At 38.8% G+C, this 19139-nt stretch carries 12 protein-coding genes and 1 pseudogene; 5 read left to right on the top strand and 8 right to left on the bottom strand.

What is annotated here, in order from left to right:
- Position 1: 1 nt before the first annotated feature.
- Positions 2-1192, bottom strand: coding sequence for a tRNA 2-thiouridine(34) synthase MnmA (gene mnmA / locus HCU67_RS07930; RefSeq protein ID WP_168552109.1), 1191 nt, complete (start codon positions 1190-1192; stop codon positions 2-4).
- A gap of 378 nt (positions 1193-1570) precedes the next feature.
- On the opposite strand from mnmA, the gene HCU67_RS07925 reads away from it, so the two are divergent.
- Both HCU67_RS07925 and HCU67_RS07920 read left to right on the top strand, forming a co-directional pair.
- On the top strand, positions 1571-4546 hold the full coding sequence (locus HCU67_RS07925) for a fasciclin domain-containing protein (RefSeq protein WP_168552108.1): 2976 nt from the start codon (positions 1571-1573) through the stop codon (positions 4544-4546).
- A gap of 73 nt (positions 4547-4619) precedes the next feature.
- The gene (locus HCU67_RS07920) at positions 4620-6005 is read left to right on the top strand and encodes a fasciclin domain-containing protein (RefSeq protein ID WP_168552107.1); all 1386 of its coding nucleotides are present in this window, start codon (positions 4620-4622) and stop codon (positions 6003-6005) included.
- 292 nt (positions 6006-6297) lie between these two features.
- On the opposite strand, the gene HCU67_RS07915 is transcribed toward HCU67_RS07920, so the two are convergent.
- From HCU67_RS07915 to HCU67_RS07900, 4 genes are all read right to left on the bottom strand, one after another.
- Positions 6298-6891 carry a DUF6515 family protein gene (locus HCU67_RS07915; protein ID WP_168552106.1) on the bottom strand — a complete coding sequence of 198 codons (594 nt, stop codon included), beginning with the start codon at positions 6889-6891 and terminating at the stop codon, positions 6298-6300.
- A gap of 64 nt (positions 6892-6955) precedes the next feature.
- Entirely contained in the window at positions 6956-8833 is a 1878-nt protein-coding gene (gene yidC / locus HCU67_RS07910; protein WP_168552105.1) for a membrane protein insertase YidC, read from the bottom strand.
- Positions 8834-8893: 60 nt separating this feature from the next.
- Positions 8894-10528 carry a CTP synthase gene (gene pyrG, locus HCU67_RS07905; RefSeq protein ID WP_168552104.1) on the bottom strand — a complete coding sequence of 545 codons (1635 nt, stop codon included), beginning with the start codon at positions 10526-10528 and terminating at the stop codon, positions 8894-8896.
- A gap of 54 nt (positions 10529-10582) precedes the next feature.
- Positions 10583-10819, bottom strand: a complete 237-nt coding sequence (locus tag HCU67_RS07900) for a DUF3820 family protein (RefSeq protein ID WP_168552103.1) — start codon at positions 10817-10819, stop codon at positions 10583-10585.
- Positions 10820-10866: 47 nt separating this feature from the next.
- Between HCU67_RS07900 and HCU67_RS07895 the strand changes: the two genes are divergently transcribed.
- Complete coding sequence (locus tag HCU67_RS07895) at positions 10867-11730, top strand: hydroxypyruvate isomerase family protein (RefSeq protein WP_168552102.1); 864 nt, start codon at positions 10867-10869, stop codon at positions 11728-11730.
- 9 nt (positions 11731-11739) lie between these two features.
- Positions 11740-12153 (top strand): DUF3052 family protein, encoded by a 414-nt coding sequence (locus HCU67_RS07890; RefSeq protein WP_168552101.1) that lies wholly within the window; start codon positions 11740-11742, stop codon positions 12151-12153.
- Between the two features lie 40 nt (positions 12154-12193).
- Here the strand turns inward: HCU67_RS07890 and HCU67_RS07885 are convergent, their stop codons facing one another.
- The 3 genes from HCU67_RS07885 to guaA form a co-directional block, all read right to left on the bottom strand.
- Positions 12194-12742: a DUF922 domain-containing protein gene (locus tag HCU67_RS07885; protein ID WP_168552100.1), complete on the bottom strand. Its 549-nt coding sequence runs from the start codon at positions 12740-12742 to the stop codon at positions 12194-12196.
- Positions 12743-12867: 125 nt separating this feature from the next.
- A complete protein-coding gene (locus HCU67_RS07880; RefSeq protein ID WP_246865741.1) occupies positions 12868-15027 on the bottom strand; it encodes a LysM peptidoglycan-binding domain-containing protein in 2160 nt (719 codons plus the stop codon).
- A complete protein-coding gene (gene guaA / locus HCU67_RS07875; RefSeq protein ID WP_168552098.1) occupies positions 15024-16556 on the bottom strand; it encodes a glutamine-hydrolyzing GMP synthase in 1533 nt (510 codons plus the stop codon). The genes HCU67_RS07880 and guaA overlap by 4 nt, the downstream gene beginning before the upstream one ends.
- 501 nt (positions 16557-17057) lie before the next feature.
- On the opposite strand from guaA, the pseudogene HCU67_RS07870 reads away from it, so the two are divergent.
- A pseudogene (locus tag HCU67_RS07870) lies at positions 17058-19139 on the top strand (hypothetical protein); the annotation flags it as partial.

Here is a 19139-nt window from a genome sequence, read left to right as displayed (position 1 = left end):
ATTAAGAAATAACCCCAGACCCAATTAATTCATCTTCTTGATACCAAGCAACAAATTGGCCTTCGGTAATTGCTGACTGTTTTTCTTGAAAATCAACATACATTCCCCCTTCAACTTTATAAAGGGTTGCCTTTTGTAGCGGTTGCCGATATCGAATACGCGCCATTACCTGCATAGTTCCATCAATTTCAAGACATAGGTCAGTTCGAATCCAATGAAGTTCATCGTCCTTCACAAAAAGCGTCCTTCTGAAAAGTCCAGGATGAGACTTACCCTGACCAGTATAAATAACATTCTCATTGACATCCGTATCTAAAACAAAAAGGGGTTCTTTAGTACCTCCCACATTTAATCCTTTACGTTGTCCAACAGTAAAAAAGTGGGCTCCATTATGTTGTCCGACAACTTTCCCATCTTCTAAGACATAATTCGGTTTCGAAGAAAAATGGGCCAGTTCTTCTGATTTATCATCGAATTTATTTATCTCCTGATGATAATGAATAGAACTATTGGGCACCTCAACTATTAGTCCCTTTTTAGGTTTTAGCTTTTGTTGAAGAAAGTCTGGTAATCTGACTTTACCGATAAAGCAAAGACCTTGTGAGTCACGTTTTTCAGCAGTTATTAAGTTGTTCTCTGCAGCGATCTTACGCACCTCTGGCTTGGTAAGCTCACCAATCGGAAATAAAGCTTGCTCCAATTGTTCTTGTGAAACTTGACAAAGAAAGTAAGATTGATCTTTGTTACCATCCTTACCTGCTAATAGTTGATAGGTCTTGGTTCCATCGGCATTATTAATAATACCCTTTCGGCAATAATGACCAGTTGCAACAAAATCCGCTCCTAAATCAAGTGCAATTTTTAAAAATACATCAAACTTGATTTCACGGTTACAAAGCACATCGGGATTTGGCGTACGACCTTTTTCATATTCGTCGAACATGTAATCAACAATGCGTTCTTTGTATTCTTTACTTAGGTCAACAGTTTGAAATGGAATTCCTAGTTTCTCGGCTACAAGTAAAGCATCATTACTATCCTCCAACCAAGGGCATTCATCAGAAATTGTTACTGAATCGTCATGCCAATTCTTCATAAATAGACCAATCACGTCGTAACCTTGAGCTTTTAACAAATAGGCTGCAACACTGGAATCTACTCCACCGGACAATCCAACGACTACTTTTTTCATACCTGTTATTGGTAGTACAAAATTACAAAACTTACAATCTGTTAAGAACCATTTCAACTGGCTAAACTTGACATTTTTTAATAGTGCCAATTATTGGTACCAGGTAAACTGCATGTATAAAAAATTCTCTTCGAAGAAGATAAAAGAAGTTGTTTGGAACTTGGCTTTATATACTTTTTGTTAAACTTTTTATAAATAATGTTACACAAAAGCAACCAAGAGAAGTTTCTTTAATCTTTGTCACATACTAAACAAATACAGCTGATTATCCTATTTTATTAGCATATTATAAATGTCTAAGCTCAAATAGCCAATAATCATCAATTTTTTAGTTGACTAATTTATATCACTAAAAGTTAAACATTTAAACAATTGACTATGAAAAACTTGATGAATTTTAAAGGCATGCTCCTTTTTGCCTTTCTTAGCTTCTTTGCCCTCTCTTGTGAGGATGATAAAGAAGCCGAAGCAATGGAAGAAATGATTGCCTCTTCCAATATTGTTGAAACGGCCCAGCAAACCGAAATTTTGAGTTCCTTGGTCGGAGCTCTGTTGAAAGCCGACGAAAATGATGATTCTGATTTGGTAGGTACTTTAAGCGGAGAAGGACCTTTTACCGTTTTCGCGCCTACTGACGAGGCCTTTACTGCGCTTTTGGAAAGTTTGGATGGCTTTAATTCATTAGAGGATTTTGATAGTGAAGAAGAAAAAGCATTATTAGCTACAATATTAAAATACCACGTTGTCGCAGGTGTTGCCGCCGCTTCAACTGATTTGACAGAAGGTCAAGAAATAGAAACCGTACAAGGTGAAAATGTAATCATTTCTCTTGAAGGTGGTGTTTTTATTGGCGATGCTACAGATACAGATGCCCAAGTAGCCCTGCCAGATGTTAACACCTCAAATGGAATTGTACATGTAATCAACAAAGTACTGCTACCACAAGCTGTAATCGATGCGTTAAGTAGTGACGCTGAAGATTCAAATACCTTAGTTGATTTGGTGGTTGCAACAGATGCTCTTTCTGTTTTAGAAGCTGCTGTTTTAAAAGCCGATTTGGCAGGAACTTTATCTGGCGAAGGACCTTTTACAGTATTTGCACCGACCGATGATGCTTTCGTTGCATTACTGGATGCCCTTGGAGATGATTATAATAGTTTGGATGACTTCGATACAGACGAGGAAATCGCCTTACTGACCAACATCTTACTATACCACGTTATTCCAGCACAAGTTCTTGAGGCCGATTTGGCTGAAGGTGAAGTAGGAACTGCCCTAATGGATAATTCTATTGAAGTAATCGCCGCAAATGAAACTTTTGTTATCGGCGATGCTTCAGATACAAACGCCAATATAACAGGTACTGATTTTATTGCTTCCAATGGGGTTGCCCACACAATCGATAAAGTTTTATTACCACAGGAAGCTATCGATTTCGTTGCTTCCCTACAATTAAAGAACATTGTTGAAATCGCTGTTGAGACAGATGACCTTAGCCTTTTGGTTGATGCTTTGACCGCTGCGAATGCTGGCTTGGTCGAAACTTTGAGCGGTGAAGGACCTTTTACCGTCTTCGCCCCTACCAACCAGGCCTTCATTGACCTATTGGGCGTTCTTGGTGATGACTACAACAGTCTTGCCGATTTCGATACACAGGAAGAGTTGGACCTTCTTGTTAAAATATTGACCTACCATGTTGTTGCAGGAACTGCCGCTTTCTCAACGGACCTGTCTGATGGTATGATGATTCCAACCGTAAACGGAGCCGATGTGACCGTTAGCCTTGATGGTGGTGTGTTCATTCAAGACGCTTCCGATTCAGATGCACAGGTCGTAATGCCCGATGTAGAGGCCAGCAATGGTGTAGTGCATGTAATCAATAAGGTATTGTTGCCACAGGAAGCTATCGATTTCGTTGCTTCCCTACAATTAAAGAACATTGTTGAAATTGCTGTTGAGACAGATGATCTTAGTCTTTTGGTTGATGCTTTGACCGCTGCGAATGCTGGCTTGGTCGAAACTTTGAGCGGTGAAGGGCCTTTTACCGTCTTCGCCCCTACCAACCAGGCCTTCATTGACCTATTGGGCGTTCTTGGTGATGACTACAACAGTCTTGCCGATTTCGATACACAGGAAGAGTTGGACCTTCTTGTTAAAATATTGACCTACCATGTTGTTGCAGGAACTGCCGCTTTCTCAACGGACCTGTCTGATGGTATGATGATTCCAACCGTAAACGGAGCCGATGTGACCGTTAGCCTTGATGGTGGTGTGTTCATCCAAGACGCTTCCGATTCAGATGCGCAGGTGGTAATGCCGGATGTAGAGGCAAGCAATGGTGTGGTGCATGTAATCAATAAGGTATTGTTGCCACAAGAGGCTATCGATTTCGTTGCTTCCCTACAATTAAAGAACATTGTTGAAATCGCTGTTGAGACAGATGACCTTAGCCTTTTGGTTGATGCTTTGACCGCCGCAAATGCTGGCTTGGTCGAAACTTTGAGCGGCGAAGGACCTTTTACAGTCTTCGCCCCTACCAACCAGGCCTTCATTGACCTATTGGGCGTTCTTGGTGATGACTACAACAGTCTTGCCGATTTCGATACACAGGAAGAATTGGACCTTCTTGTTAAAATATTGACCTACCATGTTGTTGCAGGAACTGCCGCTTTCTCAACGGACCTGTCTGATGGTATGATGATTCCAACCGTAAACGGAGCCGATGTGACTGTAAGCCTTGATGGTGGTGTGTTTATCCAAGACGCTTCCGATTCCGATGCTCAGGTCGTAATGCCGGATGTAGAGGCAAGCAATGGTGTGGTGCATGTAATCAATAAGGTATTGTTGCCACAAGAGGCTATCGATTTTGTAACCGATCTACAATCAACTGACATCGTCGAACTAGCGCAATCGGTTGACAATTTGAGTTTATTGGTTGATGCTCTAGTACAGGCAGATGCCGGTCTTGTAGAGGTGCTTAAGGGCGATGGTCCTTTTACGGTCTTTGCTCCAACGAATCAGGCTTTTGCAGACCTTTTACACGCTCTAGGTGACAATTACAACAGTCTTGCCGATTTTGATACTGCGGCTGAAAAAGAGCTTTTGGCCAGTATATTGACGTACCACGTAGTGGCTGGTGCTGCAGTTGCTTCAGGTGACCTATATGACCACCAAGAACTGGGTACCGTTCAAGGAGAATCACTTTTCGCAATTTTAAACCATGGTGTGTTTATTAGAGATAAAACACATGTTGATGCAGAAGTTATAGGAGCTGATAATGAAGCTAGCAACGGAATAGTGCATATTATCAACAAAGTCTTAATACCTCAAGAAGTTATAGACGCGCTTCACTAAAAATAACGACCTCCTTTATCAAATAATGGTAAAGGAGGTTTTTTTCAATTCTAATTTAAAACCCTAAAATTAAATGAAACATTTATTTAAAAATGTCTTCGCAGCAACGTTAGTATTGTTTATGGCCTACTCATGTTCTGATGATGACAATGGCACCACGCCAAACGTTGACCCAACAACTACCGTAGTTGACTTGGCGTTGGATACCGAAGATTTAAGTATTTTGGTTACTGCACTTACCAGAGCAAACTTGGTAACAACCCTGCAGGGAGATGGACCTTTTACTGTATTCGCTCCAACAAATGCAGCTTTTGAAGCTTTTTTGACCGCTAACAATTTTGCTTCTCTTGATGATGTTCCAACTGATGTCTTAACTCAGGTTTTATTGAACCACGTTGTAAGTGGAACAAATCTTTCAACCAACTTAAGCACTGGATATATTTCAAGTCTGTCTACCGCGGGTGCGGAAGGTAGAAACCTAAGTTTATTTGTTGATACTTCTAACGGAGTTGTAATAAATGGCGTTGCAACGGTATCTACACCAGATGTTACCGCAGATAATGGTGTAGTACATATCGTTAACGGTGTAATTGGGTTACCAACTATTGTTGATCACGCTGTTGCCAATGGCGAATTATCATCACTTGTAGGTGCGCTGACTGCAGACGGCAACACAACATTCACTACTACCCTTTCAGATGACCAAACTACTTTTACGGTATTTGCTCCTGTAAATAGTGGCTTCAGTAGTTATACAAATCCAAATTCCTATGATATCAATGATGTGCTTTCATATCACGTTATTGTAGGTGATGCTGTTTATTCAGATGAACTTTCTAACGGCTACGCTTCAACTTTCGCGACCAATGGCGATGGTGATAATTTGAGTCAATATATCAATGTTGATGATGGTGTTGTAATCAACGGAGGTAGTACGGTGGCGATTGCTGATGTAGTTGCAACAAACGGTGTTGTACACGCCGTGGATAATGTCATTGATCTGCCAACTGTAGTAACATTTGCAGTAGCAGATGGTACATTTTCTGAATTAGTGGGTGCTTTGACAACATCTACACCAGAAACAGATTTTGCAACAGTATTAAGCGGCGAAGGAGCCTTTACAGTCTTTGCACCGACCGATGATGCTTTCTCAAATCTGTATACTGCGTTAGAGGTTAATGGTTCATCAGACATTGAAGAAGGACTATTAACAGCAGTCTTGAACCATCATGTGGTTTCAGGAAATGTTAGATCAGGCGATTTAACCGATGGCATTTCACCTGAAACCTTAGAAGGTGATAATATTACGCTTAACCTACCTGGAACAGGAGATAATATAGCTGATGTTACAGATGGTGCAGGAAACGATGATATAGGAATTATAGTTGTCGATGTGCAAGCATTCAACGGCGTAATTCATGTAGTTAATAAGGTGATGTTACCTGACACAATGAACTAATATTTAGTATTGATGATAAACCAAAGGTCTCTATTTTGAGGCCTTTTTTTTATAGCATATTACAGTATAATCCTACATTATGTTTTGACTATTATTATTGCGTTGCAACCCTTTGAAAGTAGTTCGTCGATAAGCCTACAAAAGCTTTTCTTTTGCCATACAGAAAAAGGCATTTTGACAACTAATAATTTTTTCTTGCTTTATTATGGGCCATCTTTGGAGTCCCAAATCTTTCCAAACTAAGCCTCGTTATGGCAAAAGCTTCCCCCTTAATTTTCTGGGGGAAGTTTTTTTATTCAAAGTCTTCAAGTTTACCAAGTACTTCATAACCTTCATCGGTTTTCTCATATAAAATGTCATAGAGCTCATAAGCAGTAATATTTTGCAATAGAACTTCCTCGGTCTCTTCTGGTAATTCTGGCACTATTGCCCCAACAGGGGCCTCAATCAACTCATAAGAATCATCTACCTCTTTATAAAAAAGACCCGAAGAATAAATATAAGCTCTATTGCGAAATGAAAACCTATAAGGTCTTCCAGAAATGGCAGCTACTCTAAAACCGACAGGAGGTACCCTTCTTACGTAGATACCATTTCGGCTGATATAATACGCACCTCGCACGGGGTAATAATTTACGTTTCTAAATAAGACCGCTCGTGTACCAACTGGCAACGTATTCAGATTATTGAATCTGGTGTTTCTTCTATTGACCCTTCGAACGGTTCGCCGAACTTTTCGTCTGGTCTTTCTTCTTTTAATCCTACGGTTTTTACGTTTTGTAATTACCGTGGTGGTGGAATTTGAATCTTGTGCCTCAGTAGTTGACGTTGGCGTCAAGAACATAACAAGAAAAAGAAACAAATAAATAATTCTAAGGTTTTTCATCTCAACGGGTATTTGTTTTGAGATTTAGACCAGAAATAAGTAAAAAGGTTTAACCTTGTTGGTATTATTTTTTTCTTCGAGTTGCTCGATTTTGGTTTTCAGCCTCTTCCATCATTTGACGCATTTTCTTTTGAAAACGATTTTCTTTCTTAGGTTTCGCTTTATTTGCCTGAATCTGCGCGTGAATTTTATTCTCATTAAGTATGTAATTCTTAATAACAAGCATAATTCCGATGGTAATCAGGTTTGAAATAAAGTAATACAAACTCAATCCACTTGCGTAGTTATTAAAGAAAAACAGCATCATCAACGGTGATAGATACATGATGAATTTCATGTTCGGCATACCAGGTTGTTGTTGCATCTGCATGGTTTGACCAGTAGTCAAAGTCATATAAAAGAAAATCGCCACAGACGCCAAAATTGGAAATAAGCTGACATGATCCCCATAAAATGGAATACTGAAGGGTAAATTGAAAATTGTATCATACGAGCTTAAATCCTCAGCCCATAAGAATGATTTTTGCCTTAAATCAAATGAAGTAGGGAAAAACATGAAAAGCGAGTAGAATATCGGAAGTTGTAACAATGCTGGAATACAACCACTCATAGGATTCACTCCTGCCTTGTTGTACAACTTCATTGTCTCCTGTTGCTTTTTCATGGCATTGTCCTTATACTTTTCGTTGAGCTCAGTAATCTCTGGTTTCAAAACCTTCATTTTTGCCTGAGACAAATACGACTTATAAGTTACTGGAGAAAGCGCCAAACGTACTACAATAGTCATTACAATAATCGCAATACCATAAGGTAAGAATGAGCTCAAAAATGCGTAGAAAGGTGTAAACACGTTTCTATTTATCCATCCGAAAATTCCCCAACCAAAAGGAATCGAATCTTCAAGACCATAGGTTTTGTATTGTTTCAAAACCTTTAAGTCTGTTGGACCATAATACCAATGCATATTTTGGGCTAGTTCGCCACCCGTTAAAGTCAATGGTACCTTTGAAGAATAAGCTTTTGTAAATTTGGTCTCCTTGCTTTCTTCTTCAACCAAATTACGTGAACTCAATTCAGCTGATTCAAATGGATTGTCTGAAACCAAAATTGAACTGAAAAAATGTTGCCGATAGGAAAGCCATGAGACCTCAGTTTCCGTTTCTTCATCAAGCTCACTGCTTTCAGACAATTTGCTGATTTTGTCACCTTCGTACTTATAAGTTAAACGGGTATAACGGTTCTCGTACTGAACACTCTTATTATGACGAATGCCTTTTAAGTTCCACTCTAACTCAACAGGTTTACTGTTGTTAATAACACTTTCAAGGCCTTGGGAACGAATCGTAAAATCAACCAAGTAATCGTTTGGTTTCATTTCATACCGGTATTCCAAAAATTGGTCTTGGTTCACCTTCGCTTTAAGCGACAACACCTGGTTTTCACCACTTGAAGAAACCGATGGTTCAAAATACAAGTCTTTGGTGTTAAGTACTCTATTATCCGAGGTGGAAAAATTAAGTCCGAAATCAGCGTTGCCATCCTTCACCAAATGAACTGCAAGCGAATCATAGGTTACAAACTCTTTAGGTCTAGCTTCAACGATTTGACCTCCTTTGTTCGATATCCTTAAATAAAGAAGTTCATTCTCAAGTACGGTTTCGCCCTCAGCAACTTGGGTAAATCCAAATGCTCCTACTTCACTTTTATATTTAGATATCGCTGTTGAGTCATTAACGTCAAGCCTAACCGGTGTTTTTGCAACAGTTTGGGTATCGAGTTTTTGTAAACTATCCTTTTGTTGAGCTTCAAGTTGTTCTTGTTGCGCTTTTTGCGCGGCCAATTCTTCTTCACTTGGTTGTCTTAAGTACATCCATCCTAAAAGAATTGCAAAAATTAGAACAAAACCTATTATGGAGTTTATATCGAGTTTTTTCTCTTCCATGAAATTGTGTTTCCGTCTGTTGGTTTAGTCAGCTCGCAAATATATGTCCAAAAAGGCAGTTTATGCCAAACTGGCATTTGTTTGTGCCTGTTTTTGTTGAAGTACTGCTTTAACAAAACCAACGAAAAGCGGATGTGGATTGACAACAGTACTTTTGTACTCTGGATGGTACTGAACACCTATAAACCAAGGATGCGAAGGAATTTCAATGATTTCTACCAAATTCGTTTGAGAATTAACCCCTGAGGCAATCAAACCGGCTTGCTCGAATTCTGTCTTAAATTGGTTATTGAATTCATAGCGATGCCTATGTCGCTCAGAAATTTCAGTTTGTCCATACACTTGGTGTACTAAGGAACCCGCTTTTAAATTACAGTCCCAGGCCCCAAGACGCATAGTTCCTCCTTTATCTGTAATTGATTTTTGTTCCTCCATCAAACTAATTACTGGATATGGGGAGTCTTCATCCATCTCTGTTGAATTGGCACCTTCCATTCCAAGCACATTTCTGGCAAATTCAATACAGGCCATTTGCATTCCTAAACAAATTCCTAGAAAAGGCACGTCATTCTCTCGTGCGTATCGAACTGCCATAATTTTACCCTCTATACCGCGTTCACCGAAGCCAGGAGCAACAAGAATACCATCAAGACCCATCAGTTTTTTATCCAATGTTTTAGCATTCAAATGCTCTGAATGTATTGACCTAACATTGACCTTTACCTCGTTTTCGGCTCCTGCATGGATGAATGATTCCAATATGGATTTATAGGAATCTTGAAGTTCAACATATTTACCAATTAGTCCGATGGTAACTTCTTCTTTTGGATTTTTATGTCTTGATAAAAATTGATTCCATCTGGTGAGGTCGGGATCAAGTGCATCAGACAAAGCCAGTTTTTTAAGGGCAACAGTGTCCAATCCTTCTTGCATCATTAAAAGTGGCACATCATAAATTGTAGACGCATCGATAGATTGTATTACAGCCTCTTTCTTAACATTGCAAAACAGCGCTAATTTTTCCCGTTTTTCTTCAGAAATTTCGTGTTCGGTTCGACAAACCAAAACATCGGCCTTTATTCCACTTTCCATTAAAGTCTTAACCGAATGCTGAGTAGGCTTGGTCTTTAATTCACCAGCCGCTGACAAATAGGGAACCAAGGTCAAATGAATCACGATAGCATTGTTTTCTCCGAGTTCCCATAATAACTGACGTACAGCTTCTATATATGGTAAAGATTCAATGTCACCCACAGTACCTCCAATTTCGGTGATAACAATATCATATTCCCCACTTTTACCCAATATCTGAATTCGCTCTTTGATCTCATTGGTGATATGGGGTACCACTTGAACCGTTTTGCCGAGGAACTCTCCACGTCGTTCCTTTTCAATGACACTTTGATATATTCTACCTGTTGTTACGTTATTGGCCTGAGAGGTTTTGAGATTTAAAAATCGTTCATAATGACCAAGGTCCAAATCGGTTTCGGCACCATCATCGGTAACATAGCATTCACCATGCTCATATGGATTTAGGGTCCCTGGATCTACGTTTATATAAGGGTCAAGTTTTTGTATTGTTGATTTGTATCCTCTAGCTTGAAGGAGCTTGGCCAATGAAGCGGCGATAATTCCTTTTCCTAATGAAGATGTTACGCCACCCGTAACGAAAATGTATTTGGTCTCGGCCATTTTGGGAAGTATTGTTACGGGATGTAAAGTTACAAAGTTTGGTCAGAATGAAAATTATTCCCGAGGAAAATCTTGTCGAATTTTTCGAATCATTGGTTCGAGCCCATCTGATTTCAAATCCAACATGGTTTGCATATGATTACCCAAATTGCCCTTAGGAAATCCTTTTTGTTTAAACCAGACCAAGTAGGCAATCGGTAAATCGACTAGATAACGGTCTTTATATTTACCGAAGGGCATTTTATAGTGCGCTAACTCCAGTAGTTTTTTTATATCTGGCTTGATTTCCATTTCAGTCCCTAAAATAGTACCTTACATCAATAACCAACTACCTTATTATGAAAAGAAGAAATTTTCTTTCTACATCATTAATGGCTTCAGCGGGGGTAATGGCAACCAACGCGCAAAGCCAACCTTATAAACCAATGGGCGATTTTGTTTTAAAAGGAAATATAAACCATAGCGTTTGCCAATGGTGTTTTGATACCTACCCACTGGAAGAATTTCTTGCGATCCTAAACGACCTAGGGGTTAAAGCCATCGATTTAATAGGGCCTGATGATTGGCCATTATTAAAAAAATACAACATCGAATGCTCTATGTGCAATGGGGCTGAAATTAGTTTGACCGAAGGCTGGAATGACCCCAAATATCATGATGAACTAATTAAAAATTATACCGATATCATTCCAAAAGTTGCGGAAGCAGGTTATACAAATCTCATTTGCTTTAGCGGCAACAGGAGAGGTATGGATGATTATGTAGGCTTACAGAATTGTTTCGAAGGATTATCACAAATAATTCCGCTTGCAGAGAGACATGGAGTGGTCATTCAAATGGAGCTTTTCAATCAACAAAACCATCCTGATTATATGTGTGATAGTTCAATTTGGGGAGTTGAACTCTGCAGAAGGCTGGGTAGCGAAAACTTCAAATTGCTTTACGATATATATCACATGCAAGTACAGGAAGGTGATATTATCAATACCATTAAAAACTATCATCAATATTTTGGACACTACCATACTGCTGGCGTACCTGGTCGTAATGAAATTGATGAAAGCCAAGAGTTATATTATCCAGCAATAATGCAAGCGATTTTGGATACTGGATTCACTGGCCATGTAGCCCAGGAATTTGTAGTAACCTGGGAAGATAAAATCGAGGCATTAAAGGATGCCTTAAAACGCTGTGATGTCTAAAGTGGTTAAATGAAATCAGCTGGGTATTCTGCCACACCTTTAGTCAAAAAGTTAGGACTAAAAGAGGGATACAAAATCAAATTGGTAAATCCTCCAACAAATTATTTCGAACTTTTTGATGAGCTACCTTCTGGTTTGCTAATCACTGAAAACTCAGCTGTTTTAAAAAACTTCATTCATTTTTTTACCAAAGAAAGGAAAGAACTGGAAGAGCTATTACCTAATCTGGCCAAAGAAATCAAACAAGACGGGATGGTTTGGGTGTCATGGCCAAAAAAAGCTGCAAAAATTGACACAAACCTAGATGGCAATATTGTTCGGTCATTTGGGTTAAACATCGGTTTAGTAGATGTAAAAGTCTGTGCAGTAGATGCAACTTGGTCAGGACTGAAATTTGTAATTCCCGTTAAAGATAGAGTTTGATATCGTCTTTGTTCGAGGCTAGCGTAAACAAAATATAGTTTTATTTTTCTGGCTCATAAACAGCCAGTTGCGCCCATACCCTTTCCTTCCAGCGCTTTTGCGCTTCATGTTTTCGAGAAAAATCAGTTTCCCAATCATAACGTTCTTGAAAGGCATTCAATTCAGCTAAAATTGTATTGTAGATATCCCTTACTTCTGCTTTAACATTGTCTGAAAAAGTAGACTGTCGTAATCTTTTCCGCATCTTACGTGCAAAAAGTTCGGTAATGTCGAAATGTAGTTGTTCGTGAGCCAACACCGTGCTATCGCAAATATCCGGTTTGTACCAAGACCCATCAGGATAAAAGTAGGTATTCACTTCAAAATCCAAGTTTACCTCATTGAACATTAGATTGGCCGAATATTTATAACTAATTCCACTGGCCGTGGTTGCAGCTGCCATGGCATCTCGGGGCACCTCACCTTTAAAATCAGACCATGAAAGGCGTCTTTCTTCAGACCAAGGTATCACCTCTTCACCATTCTTTTGGGCATTGGTCATATAGACAATACCTAAAAGAAAATATAGAAACATAAGCTTTGATACCATCGGGTGTCAGGGGTATTTAAAATAATTAGAATGAGCGTTTATAGTACAAGCTGATTTTTGAAGTATCGCTCTACGTAGTTCAAAAATACATTCAACTTCAGACCATAAAATTTAAAATAGTTTGTTTATCTAGATGCGTTACCCTTAATCTCATTTTCCTTGATTTCCATTAATCTTAGATCCTGATATTTCATCAAATAACTAGCTGTATTATAATAGCCTGACATCCAGCGATTGACATAATCGAAACGATTTCCACTATATTCGGTCTGTCCGATTATCTGAGAGGTTGCAAATAAATTTTTCTTGTGCGCTAACTTAAGGAGTAAGTCATACGTGATATCAAAACCACGTACTGCATATCTATCCGGTCTATAACCAAACTTCTTTCGGTATGCTTTTGTAAAACTATCATCCTCTACTTCCCTAAAAGCTGAAGGGAAGGTAAATTCCAGATTTGACAAATGAGGCCTTGATACTGATTCAGATTCAAAAGCACTATTATAATTTGTAGTAAACATTCTTACAGTGTACAATTCTTCAGAATTCTTTGCATTTAGAATGGATGATATACTCGAAACCAAATTTTGGTCGTTGGTTTCAACAAAAATCCAATAGGTGGTATCATCGAGTAACATATCTTCAAAATCGACAAGATGTAGTGAACCATCCGCACTCATTTTTGCGCTTCTTGCCCTTGGAAATTTACTCAGTATACTATCTCTTGCAACTTGATGTTTGGCATCTGCAATAACTATAATTTCTTCAGTTGTTCGCTGGCTTTCAACATAATCAAGTAATTTATCACGCAGCACGGCATCCTTTGGTGAACTAAAAAATATGTTGTTGAATTGATAGCTGCTTTCTGAAGCAAAAGGAACAACCAAAGGTACTTCTGCACTAGAACTTTTTGCAGCAATCTCTCCCAATAAACTAGGAAAAACAGGTCCAACTATGGCATCCACTCCAATCAATGATTCTGGAACTAAAGCGGCATTTACCTTTAGACTATCATTTTCGGTATCAATGAACCTTGCATTTACAGACAACCCGAGTTTTTTAATAGAATCTAAAGCAATCAATGCTCCGGTATATAAGCCCATTGAATAGCGAATATCCTTTCTCGTTTTTACTTGTGCTTCTGTTTTCTCATTATCTGAAAAATTGATTCTATCCAATCTGAAAGGTAACATAAAAACTAAATTAGGTCGATTGGCCACATCTATGCTATCCACCAAATTTATTTGCTCCATAACCAAAGAGTTTTTGACCTCGAGCTGTTTAGCCTTGGTTTTGGGTAATTTCAGAATCATTCCTGCCTTGAGGCCATTTTCCAACTCGGGATTCAATAAGTACAATGAATCTCGAGAAATCTTTAATTCTTGTGTAAGTCGGAAAATATTTTGTTTTGGTTTGACAACATGAAAAATATAGTTGTCAGTGTTTATCAACTCATTTTTTGAAGTCGGCTTGGGCAATCTTAAAACCATGCCCTCTTTCAAACCGCCAGCTTCTGCAATCTGCGGGTTAAGACGCATAATTGAATCAACCGATATATCATAATTCTGTGAGACCCTATATAAACCTATTGATTTTGGAACTGTGTAAGATTCATAAAGAATAACCTCTTGTTCATCTAGACTATCTCCTTTTGGGCGAGGTACCTTCAAGGATTGGCCATCAGCTAAATAACTGCTATTTATTGGGAGATCTGGATTTAAAGCAGCTAGGCTATCCAACGAAATACCAAATTTATGGGCAATGCTCCATCGAGTTTCTTTGGGCTTTACAATGTAGTTGTCAAACTCTAACTCTCTTTCTTCCGTAGCATCCGTTTTTGGGTACTCAGGAATTTGCAAAACCATACCTTTTTTGAGAGGTTCGGCATACAATTCAGCATTATACCTTTTCAGCTGCTGTTCTGAAATTCCATACTTAAAAAGTATGCTTTCAAAAGTTTCCCGCTTTCTAACCTTATGCTTTTTGAATCCTAAGGGCTCTATTTGCGGTAGCGTCTGACCATTCTTTTTTGCAGAAATTGAATTGGACCTATTGGCAACTGGAATTATTAAGATAGTCTGCGGCTTGATTTCTTCAACGTCTTTTATGTCTGGGTTTCGTTGAAGAATAGAATAAGGTGTAACCTTGTATTTTTTGGAGATACTGTAAATCGTTTCTCCAGGCAGAACTTCATGGCTCACATATTTCTCTTGAGCAACGCCGTTCATTGCCGTAAAGGAGAAAAGAGCCAGAATTAAATTCTGAAGTATTTTCTTTTTTTTCATTCCCATTCTATAGTGGCAGGCGGTTTCGAACTAATATCATACACCACTCTATTAACGCCTTTAACCCTGTTAATTATTGTATTTGAGACTTTTTGTAAAAACTCATAAGGTAAATTGACCCAATCCGCGGTCATTCCGTCAGTACTTTCTACCGCTCTTAATGCCACACATTGTTCATATGTACGTTCATCACCCATTACTCCGACGCTATTAACAGGTAATAATATGGCTCCAGCTTGCCAAACCTGGTCATAAAGACCGTTTTCCTTAAGACTACTTATAAAAATAGCATCCACTTCTTGCAACATCGTTACCTTTTCTTCCGTAATATCTCCCAAAATACGAATTCCTAATCCTGGACCGGGAAAAGGGTGTCTACCAAGTATATCACTTGGCATTCCCAAACTGCGACCAACTCTACGTACTTCATCCTTAAATAACAATTGTAAAGGCTCAACTATTTTTAGCTTCATATAATCAGGCAAACCACCTACATTATGATGACTCTTAATGGTTGCCGATGGGCCTCCACTAGCAGAAACCGATTCAATCCTATCAGGATAAATGGTTCCTTGCGCCAACCATTTTGCGTTTTCCACCATCTGAGATTCATCATCAAAAACATCGATAAAAGTGCGACCTATGATTTTTCGCTTACCCTCTGGGTCACTTTCACCTTTAAGGGCTTCCAAAAAACGTGCCGAAGCATCAACCCCCTTCACATTAAGGCCCAAGTCCTTATATTGCTCCAAAACACTATTGAATTCATTCTTGCGCAACAACCCGTTATTGACGAAAATGCAATGCAGCCGACTGCCAATTGCTCTGTGCAAAAGCATTGCTGCAACACTACTATCCACTCCTCCTGACAATCCTAAAATGACCTGCTCATTTCCAATTGTTTCTTTAAGCTCGTTTATTGTTGTTTCAATAAATGCCTTTGGAGTCCAATCTTGTTTTATACCAGCAATTTTGACTAGAAAATTCTCAAGAATCTTACTACCATCTTTCGTATGGTAGACTTCTGGGTGAAATTGTATTCCATAAGTTTCTTCTCCCTTTATGCGGTATGCAGCATTCTCAACATCATGTGTACTTGCCAATAAAACCCCATTCTCAGGCAATTGCTTTATCGTATCACTATGGCTCATCCAAACTTGGCTCCCCGCTGAAATCCCGTCAAGAAATACGTCTTCATTCAAGACAGTTGAAAGATTTGCCCTGCCATATTCACGTGTTGCAGACGGTGCTACATTACCACCATTAAAATGAGCCAAATACTGTGCGCCATAACAAATTCCGAGTAAAGGTTTAACCCCCTTAATCTTCTCTAAATCAGGGTGTGGTGCGTCTTCAGCTCTAACTGAATAAGGAGATCCTGACAAAATAACTGCTTGATAAGCATCCAGATTACTTGGTAACGAACTAAATGGCTTAATCTCAGAATAGATATTAAGCTCTCGTACCCTTCTGGCAATTAATTGAGTGTATTGCGACCCAAAATCTAAAATTAAAACCTGATTTTGCATGGCCAAAAATAACAATTTGAAAAGTATCAAATCTGCTATTCAGTTCGGAGCAATCATGCAATTAAGATTTATATTTTTTTTTAATTTTTTCCTTCTAAATTTTGACAGTTTTTAATATTAAATACACCTCTTTTTCCTACTTTTTTAAGTTAAAAATCTGAAATTCTTAAAAGATTTTGCTAAGTACAAATACATTAAAATCAGACACTTATCGATACTAATGTGTTTTTTACCGAACTATAATTAACACTAATCGTTACCATTTTTTAACATTTTTAAGAATTTATTGGCTTTTGATAGATTTTATTGTGCAGTTAATCGATATAAATCTTAATGACGGGGCTTCGGCTAGTAATTTGCAATGTACACTAACCCTTTAATGCCTATGACATAAACACCCCACACAGAAGTTTTGCCCCACAACTCTTCACTTTTCTGCATTCTGCCATTGGTATTTTCATTTTTTGAAAACAACTAAAGTTTATTAACATCAAGTTTTATATGAAGAAAAACTACATCTCACAGTTTTATTCAGGTTTTTTATGCATGCTTTTTTGCTTTTTGCCCCTCAGTGGGTTTTCTGCAGAAGCTAATGCATTGAATTCCGTGAACATGGACTACAATAGTAGCTACAGCTTGAACTTTTTATCAGGTATTAGTGCTAATTCGGTCCTTAGCTATTTTAACAACACGACCGCAAATTTTGGTCCAAGATTAGAGAATGGCAGCTTTATTCAAGCTACCTCAAACAATACATTTTTCGGCTGTTCTGACATTGTCATGCCAACTTTACGCATAGAGGGCAACAGTATTGTTGCATCTGGTATGCCATATGGTTATGGCGATCAAGTTCAATTCTTATGGGCCGAAAATGTAAATGGAAGAATTGAAGCACGTACGAGTTGGACTACTGATCCTGCTGAATTAACTTTTTATCCAAGTTCTGCAGGTAATTATCGTCTTTGCGCATTAAAAGTTGGATGTTCAGAACGTTCGATGCGCGAGACTCCGGATATTCATTATGACGCCCCATGTGGAACTCTTACTGGAGTATACATTTATGATCAAACAACAGATACTAGGGCCTATGGGCCAATTGTTGATGGGGAGAATATCACTATTACCGACCTGCCTACTAATTATTATATCGTTGCTGAGACTTCTGGTAATATAGGAAGTGTGAACTTAACCGTTAACGGTGAATCCAAACTTGAAACAATTGTTCCTTACACATTTCCTGGAGGGGCTCAAGATGGTTATAATTGGAATGGCGGCCTTGGTGAACACCATGTTACAGTATCCGCTTATAAAGGCAATAACACCTATAGTGAACTTTGTGGAACCATTACCCTGAACTTCGAAATAGTTGTAGAATGTAATCTTACGGTTGATGCTGATGACGAAGAAATATGTGAGGGTGAAGAAGTTACCCTGACCGCAAATGCCTCAGGTGAAGCAACTTGTGAAACCTGTGAAGATTATGGTTCTTATCCCGTTGGTACTAAAATATATAAGGTAAGTGATTCTGATCCAACTTGTTCAATATTTGATGGTTCTGGCGCCGGAATTATATTTCAGTGTAACAATAGCAATCATTATGATGTATGGAAAGCTGGAAATGATTTGTACTATTTAGAGTTTCCAAATCAAACAGCAAAGATTATTGGAACGGTCTATAGAGGTAATTATACTGGGGAGCTTGAAATAGATTACTATGATTTCAAAGAGAATGCTTCAAGCAATTGGACTGCTAGATGTTACGAAAATAACCTTGGTGAATTTGATAACTACCACTATAATGGAACTTTAAAAGTAAATGGGGGTAATACTTACTCTATCTACAATAGTGGGGATAGTGCCTATGCGAATATAGGATATGGTACCAGTAATGATGGTAATGGATATGGAATTGGTGCTTGGCCTAGAGGTTCTATTGGAAATTGCTCTGAAATGTTCGGAAATTTTGACTTAGTATGTGAGGTTGCCGAAGAACAAAGTGAAATTCAATATTTGTGGTCAAATGGTGAAACCACCCAATCAATTACGGTTTCCCCTGATGAAACAACTACCTATACAGTTACTGTTAAAGACTGCGCTGATTGCGAGGCAGAAAAAGATGTGACTGTAACAGTAAATGAAATTCCTGAGGTCACTGTTGACGATATCGACATCTGTGAAGGTGAGACCGGTACATTGACCGCTACAGGAACCGATGGTGTAACCTATCTATGGAACACCGGTGACGATACAACCTCAATCGAGGTGACAGAGGCCGGTGATTATACCGTGACCGTAACAACTGCTGATGGCTGTGAGGCCATGGCAACGGCAACGGTGACCGTTAACGACCCAAGGTCCGGTACAATGACAGCCGATGCAACACCTATCTGTCTTGATGCTGATAGCGTTCAGATTTCCGCTACTTATAACGGTGATGGAAACGTTCCTGACGGATACGTGCAGTTGTTCGTATTGACCGCAGGTGACGATTTGGTCATCTCTGGACTCGATGCAAATCCGGTATTCTCAATAAGCGAGGCCGGTAAATATACAATCCACTCATTGGTCGTACCTGAAGGGTTC

Source organism: Croceivirga thetidis (assembly GCF_012272815.1).
GTDB classification, from domain to species: Bacteria; Bacteroidota; Bacteroidia; order Flavobacteriales; family Flavobacteriaceae; genus Croceivirga; species Croceivirga thetidis.
The sequence above is the reverse complement of the archived record's forward strand: the minus strand, read 5'-3'. Positions and strand labels throughout refer to the sequence as shown.